Source organism: Plebeiibacterium sediminum (assembly GCF_026013605.1).
Classification (GTDB): domain Bacteria; phylum Bacteroidota; class Bacteroidia; order Bacteroidales; family Marinilabiliaceae; genus Saccharicrinis; species Saccharicrinis sediminus.
Genome location: NZ_JAPDPJ010000127.1, coordinates 1 through 6,158, shown reverse-complemented (window position 1 = coordinate 6,158; position 6,158 = coordinate 1). Strand labels below are relative to the sequence as shown.

Annotated in this window: 5 protein-coding genes; 3 read left to right on the top strand and 2 right to left on the bottom strand. The window is 31.7% G+C overall.

The features are described 5' to 3' along the window. The first annotated feature begins 397 nt into the window (after window positions 1-397). Window positions 398-1,849, top strand: coding sequence for an RNA polymerase factor sigma-54 (gene rpoN, locus OM075_RS24080; protein WP_301193115.1), 1,452 nt, complete (start codon window positions 398-400; stop codon window positions 1,847-1,849). An 84-nt stretch (window positions 1,850-1,933) separates the two neighbouring features. Further along, window positions 1,934-2,539, top strand: coding sequence for a PAP2 family protein (locus OM075_RS24075; RefSeq protein WP_301193114.1), 606 nt, complete (start codon window positions 1,934-1,936; stop codon window positions 2,537-2,539). A 174-nt stretch (window positions 2,540-2,713) separates the two neighbouring features. On the opposite strand, the gene OM075_RS24070 is transcribed toward OM075_RS24075, so the two are convergent. Together OM075_RS24070 and OM075_RS24065 are read right to left on the bottom strand one after the other, a co-directional pair. Next, window positions 2,714-3,307, bottom strand: a complete 594-nt coding sequence (locus OM075_RS24070) for a hypothetical protein (RefSeq protein WP_301193113.1) — start codon at window positions 3,305-3,307, stop codon at window positions 2,714-2,716. 11 nt (window positions 3,308-3,318) lie between these two features. Continuing rightward, complete coding sequence (locus tag OM075_RS24065) at window positions 3,319-4,089, bottom strand: porin family protein (protein WP_301193112.1); 771 nt, start codon at window positions 4,087-4,089, stop codon at window positions 3,319-3,321. Between the two features lie 236 nt (window positions 4,090-4,325). Here OM075_RS24065 and OM075_RS24060 point away from each other — a divergent pair, with 236 nt between their 5' ends. Next, window positions 4,326-6,014 carry a Na/Pi cotransporter family protein gene (locus OM075_RS24060; RefSeq protein ID WP_301193111.1) on the top strand — a complete coding sequence of 563 codons (1,689 nt, stop codon included), beginning with the start codon at window positions 4,326-4,328 and terminating at the stop codon, window positions 6,012-6,014. Window positions 6,015-6,158 lie beyond the last annotated feature (144 nt).

Here is a 6,158-nt window from a genome sequence, read left to right as displayed (position 1 = left end):
GGGGATTGATTTTCAAAAAAGATAAAAATCTGTCCCAATGCGTGATTTTTAAATTATGACTAACTAATTTAGAAAACGTTTAGGACAGCTCTGAGTTAAAATACATAAAGCTGCATACAAAATATGCGGCTTTTTTTATTTTAATAAATCAATAAGCACTACAATCTAAACAAGTAAAAACCCGAATAACAAGAGTATTCTCCTATCATAAAGCAATATTTTAGATTTATAACGTTTATTAACTTTCCAGAATCAAATTTGGCATCGCATATTCTCTACATTTAATCAATTAATCTTAATTTTGTTGACAACAGCAAAGTACTACTTGGATATTTTATTGCGTTACACTGTATTGTGAAACACTTTCACTTCGCAATACAAACAAAGAAACACGAGTATGTTAAAACAAAGTTTACAACAAAAGTTACTTCAAAAACTATCACCGATGCAAATTCAGGTGATAAAGCTTCTGGAAATTCCGGCAGCTCAACTGGAGCAACGTATAAAAAAAGAAATAGAGGAGAATCCGGTTTTAGAACTTGATGGCGAAGGTCGTAATAACGACGATATGGATGAACCTGAAGTAAAAGAATCGGAAGTAGAGAAGGATGAATTATCCATTGATGAGTATATTCAAAACGAAGACATACCTGCTTATAAATTACAATCACGTAATTTCTCAAAAGATGATAAGCACGAAGATATCCCATTTTCTGATGGTACAACTTTTCATGAGTTTTTAACTGATCAGCTTGGATTAAGAATATTAGATGAACGTCAGCATTTATTAGCCGAACATATTGTGGGCAATATAGATGAAGATGGTTATTTAAGACGGGAAATTGACGAAATAATTGATGATATTGCTTTTAGTCAAAACGTTGAATTTGATGAAAAAGAGGCGCTTGATGTATTAGAAATTGTTCAGGATTTTGATCCGGCAGGAGTAGCAGCCAGAGATTTGCAGGAATGTTTATTACTACAGTTAAACAAAAAGGACAGATCTTTTCCGGCTATTGAAAACGCCTATAACATTATAAAATATCATTTTGAGGAGTTTACAAAAAAGCACTATGAAAAGATAACCAAAAGACTTCACCTTGAAGAAGATGAAGTAAAAGATGCTTTGGAAGAAATACTGAAACTGAATCCAAAACCAGGGAGCTCTTATAGCAACCCGATGACAAAAACAGTTCAGCATATTATTCCTGATTTTATTTTAGAAATCAAAAATGGTAAGCCAGAGTTATCGCTTAACACCAGAAATGTTCCGGAGTTAAGAATCAGTCAGACTTATTCAAACATGCTGGAAGATTACGCAGGTAACAAACGAAATCAGACCAAAGACAAAAAAGATGCTGTGATATTTGTGAAGCAAAAACTGGATTCTGCAAAGTGGTTTATTGATGCAATAAAGCAACGACAAAACACTTTAATGAATACAATGCATGCCATTTTAGAGTACCAGAAAGAATACTTTGAGGAAGGTGATGAAACGAAGTTGAAACCTATGATATTAAAAGATATTGCAGAAAAAACAAATCTGGATATATCGACGATCTCAAGGGTTTCAAACAGTAAATATATTCAAACTCATTTTGGAATTTTCCCTTTAAAATCATTCTTCTCTGAAGGTATGCAAACTGATTCTGGTGAGGAAGTTTCAACTCGTGAGATCAAAAAAATCCTTTCTGAGTGTATTGAGGGAGAAGACAAACGTAAACCATTAACTGACGATAAACTTTCACAAATACTGAAAGAAAAATCTTATAACATTGCTCGCCGAACTGTTGCAAAATATCGTGAGCAATTGAATATTCCTGTAGCCAGGTTACGAAAAGAGCTTTAATTTTTTAATTAAAATGAATACAATAGTTTTAATGGATTGTGAAAAATATGATTCGCAATCCATTAATTATAAATTAGAATTTATATGCAAAAAAAAATTGCTTCCATTATATCAACTTTGCTTCACCCAATGCTGATGCCAACTATTGGCTTATTAATTATCTTCAGCACGCAAAGTCACATTACTTTTTTACCTTTTGAATACAGACGTTTAGTAACAATCATTGTTCTAATAAGCACTTGTATTTTACCCTTGAGTGTAATTCCAATATTTATACAAACCAAAATTATCAAATCCATTCACATGGATTCATCAAAAGAAAGAATTTTACCACTATTGGTAACTGGACTTTTCTTTATTTTAGGTTACTATTTCCTTAAAAAATTTCAGCTTCCAACATTTATTCCGTTATTTTTTCTTGGAACATTAGTTGCTCTCATTATTTCTCTTGCTATATCATTTTTTTGGAAAATAAGTATTCACATGGTAGGTATCGGCGGCGTAATAGGCGCACTAATTGCTATGTATATTAAATATGGAGTTAATACAAATATGTGGCTGCTAATCTGTATTGGAATTGCTGGCTTAGTAGGTACCTGTCGACTTACTTTAAACGCCCATAATCCTTACCAGATTTACGCAGGATTATTTCTGGGTACTACTGCTATTTGCTGTGTTGTAATGCTATAATTACAATTTTATTTAAAACTGGTTATCGCTTTAAAATGTTGTAATACACATTGCCATCCTGTCAAATCAACGTTTTAAATTAAATAATACATTAACGTTTATACACATCAACAACCCATAAAAAAAAGCCTTTATCATTAAAAATAAAGGCTTCGTTATATATTTTATTTCAGCTTAATTCAACACAAAGAAATTAGAGTAAGAGATAATTACATCAAACCTACCATATGAAAAAGCAACAGGCTCTCCATTAATAATTGCTTTAAAATCAAATACCCCGGAAAGAATTACGCCACTTTCTACTTCATCAACAGTTAAACGCTGCACTTTTTTAAAAGTAAACTGACCATTAAGTATTTCCACAGACTCTTCTTTACCATTATCTTCTATTTCCACATCAACTTGTTCTCCGGTAAGATCAATTACCTGATTGTTTAAATCAAGTAAATCATATTCATCATTAGGTAGATAATTATCTAATTTTAATGTGATATTAAAATCATTGTAATAATCCTTTCTACCATTAAAATTAAATGAGCAAGATCCATCACTAACAATAACTTTTAACGGGTAATCAGCAGTATTATTTGTAATAACATCTCTATCATATCTTACGCCAAAAGTATTATAACCATACTCAGAGTAAATAGGTAATCCCGGAACTTCCGGATCTTCAATAAATACGGATTCTTCCAAATATAAATCATCATCAGAACAACCTGCTAATACAACAAGTAATAAAAACAATATTGGATATATATATTTCATTTCATTATATTTTAAAGTGGTAATAATACATTTAATTGAAAGCTAAAGCCAACTTCAGAAGTAGTAATACTGCTAGGATCATCCGATAATATTACAGTCGGTCCTATTTCTAAATTTAAATTAGGCTGACCAACTTTCCCCAACTTCATACCTCCTCTAAAATCAAAAGTTGTATATAAATTCGCAGGGTCGTTAAAAAGCTTACCTACTCTATCATTATATTTATTCATAAGAGGATTTACAAAATCAGTATTGATTTTATGACCCAACAACAAATCAAATGTTAATCCCGCTTTAATATAAAGATTTACAAAATGATCTTTTAATGGCGTATATTTTACTCCAACAGGAATACCCAGATAATGTGCTTTCTGATCAAAGCCTTTTACTTTTAAGTACTCTACTCCTGAACTACCATTACTAATGTTAATCATCATAAATTCAGAAGAACTATAATCATCAGAATCCATACCGCTTATTGTTTGAGAATAAAGAAGACCTGAAACAATAGCCAGTCTGTTATCCAAAAACCTTCTTTCAATATTCAAGCCTAAATTCCATGAGTAAAAAGTACCTTCAACAAAGTCGAAATAATACTCATTCCATTGCTCATTATCTTTTCTGATAAAATCGTGTGTTTTTAATTCCGTATCAACAGATGGGGTTATACTTGTAGAAATTCCCCAATACCAATTGTTCGTTTTCTCCTTTTCCTGGGCTTCTAACATTAATGAAAAAGCGACCAGAAATAGACTTACCGCAAGTAGATAAAATCTCTTCATATTTAAAATTAAGTTTGACTATTTGTAATATCGTGATCAAATATATAAACATTATATGATATTAGATGACTATCAACAAAAATAGTTGCGTCATAAAACAGTCAATTTAATTGATTAATTTTCTCAGAAAATGCATTCATACTCGAAACCTATCATTATTTCTATCAAAATGTTATTATTTTTACGTTTTGATTATCTAGTTAGAAATAAGGTGCACACATTAATTATTCTGGTTTATGGATTACTCATTAGTTGACTTATTAAAATTAATTGGAGCCGTAGGTTTATTTCTTTACGGAATGAAATTAATGAGTGAAGCCCTGCAAAAAGTGGCCGGATCAAAAATGCGCAGTATTTTTGCAGCTATGACTCGCAATCGCTTTTTGGGAGTTTTAACAGGTCTTTTAGTTTCTGCAACAATTCAATCCTCAAGTGCTACCATATTAATGGTGGTTAGTTTTGTTAATGCAGGATTAGTATCGCTGGTTGAATCAATTGGCGTTATTATGGGTGCCAATGTAGGTACTACAATAACAGGATGGTTAATTTCTTTATTTGGTTTTAGGTTTAACTTTACAGAATACGCATTACCATTAATGGCTGTAGGATTCCCTTTGGTTTTTTCTAAAGTTCAACGCCATAAGTCATGGGGTGAAGCCATTATTGGCTTTTCAATTCTTTTTGTAAGTCTTGATTTTATTAAATCAACTTTCCCTGATATTAATAGCAATCCGGAACTATTAAGCTTTTTATCAGAATACACTAATCTGGGCTTCGCCTCTGTTCTGCTTTTTGTTTTTATTGGTAGTTTACTTACTTTAATAGTACAATCTAGTGGTGCTACTATGGCTATTACCTTTGTAATGTGTACACAAGGATGGATCCCATTCCATCTGGGAGCCGCTATGATTTTAGGCGAAAATATTGGAACTACAATTACCCCAAACATTGCTGCTACAATTGGAAATATCTCTGCCAAAAGAACAGCAAGAGCTCATTTATTCTTTAATCTTTTAGGTGTTATATGGATGCTTGCCATTTTTACTCCATACACAACTTACATAAAAGAATACATTTCCAATTTTAATGCGTTTTCAGTTAAAAACCCTCAGGCGCTTATACCATTTGCCTTAGCGTTGTTTCATACTTCATTTAATGTATTAAACCTGATCATCTTTATAGGATTTGTTCCTTTAATACATCGTGCTATCATTGAACTGGTTCCTCATAAAGGCGAAGAAGGGGAAGAATTCAAATTAAGATACATTACAACAGGAATGTTGTCAACTTCAGAACTATCAATTTTACAGGCAAAAAAAGAATTACAATCTTTTGCACGCCACACCAACAAAATGCTTGGCTTTAATCAAAAATTGCTTCATGAAGGTAACGAAAAGAAATTCAACAGACTTTATACAAACATTGAAAAATACGAATCAATTAGCGACGATGTTGAAGTAGAAATTGCCAACTACCTTGCTATGGTATCACAAGGTAAATTAAGTGAGCAAAGCCGAAAAAAAATCAGAGCAATGCTTAAACTTGTCAGCGACCTTGAAAGCATTGGCGATAGCAGTTATACATTAGCCAGAATTATTAACAGAATGCAGAAAAACAAAATTAAGTTTTCATCTGCTGTTCTTGATAAGCTGGATTTAATGCTAAACCTGGTTGAGAATTCATTAATGATTATGAGAAATAATCTAAATACTGATGAGAAAAAAATCACAATTGATAAAGCTATTGAAATTGAAAATCAAATCAACCAATATTGTCAACAACTAAAGTCTGAGCACCTTGAGAGCATTAAGAACAAAGAGTATTCATACGATACAGGAATTGTATTTACAGACTTTTTTAATGAATGTGAAAAAATTGGCAATTACGCACTAAATGTTTCTGAAGCTTTATTTGAAAGTAGATAAACGGACAAAAAAAAGGGATGTTTTAAAAACATCCCAAATCATTCCTTACTAATAACCTCAGTTCGATTCTAAAATAAGGCTAATTGATCAGACTTAATTTGCTCAACTTTAATAGCAGGTTTCTTTGGAAAAAATGAATAGGCT

Excerpts from the sequence above, each read along its gene's own strand:
- rpoN (WP_301193115.1), top strand. The coding sequence starts at position 398 with ATGTTAAAACAAAGTTTACAACAAAAGTTACTTCAAAAACTATCACCG.
- OM075_RS24075 (WP_301193114.1), top strand. The coding sequence starts at position 1,934 with ATGCAAAAAAAAATTGCTTCCATTATATCAACTTTGCTTCACCCAATG.
- OM075_RS24070 (WP_301193113.1), bottom strand. The coding sequence starts at position 3,307 with ATGAAATATATATATCCAATATTGTTTTTATTACTTGTTGTATTAGCA.
- OM075_RS24065 (WP_301193112.1), bottom strand. The coding sequence starts at position 4,089 with ATGAAGAGATTTTATCTACTTGCGGTAAGTCTATTTCTGGTCGCTTTT.
- OM075_RS24060 (WP_301193111.1), top strand. The coding sequence starts at position 4,326 with ATGGATTACTCATTAGTTGACTTATTAAAATTAATTGGAGCCGTAGGT.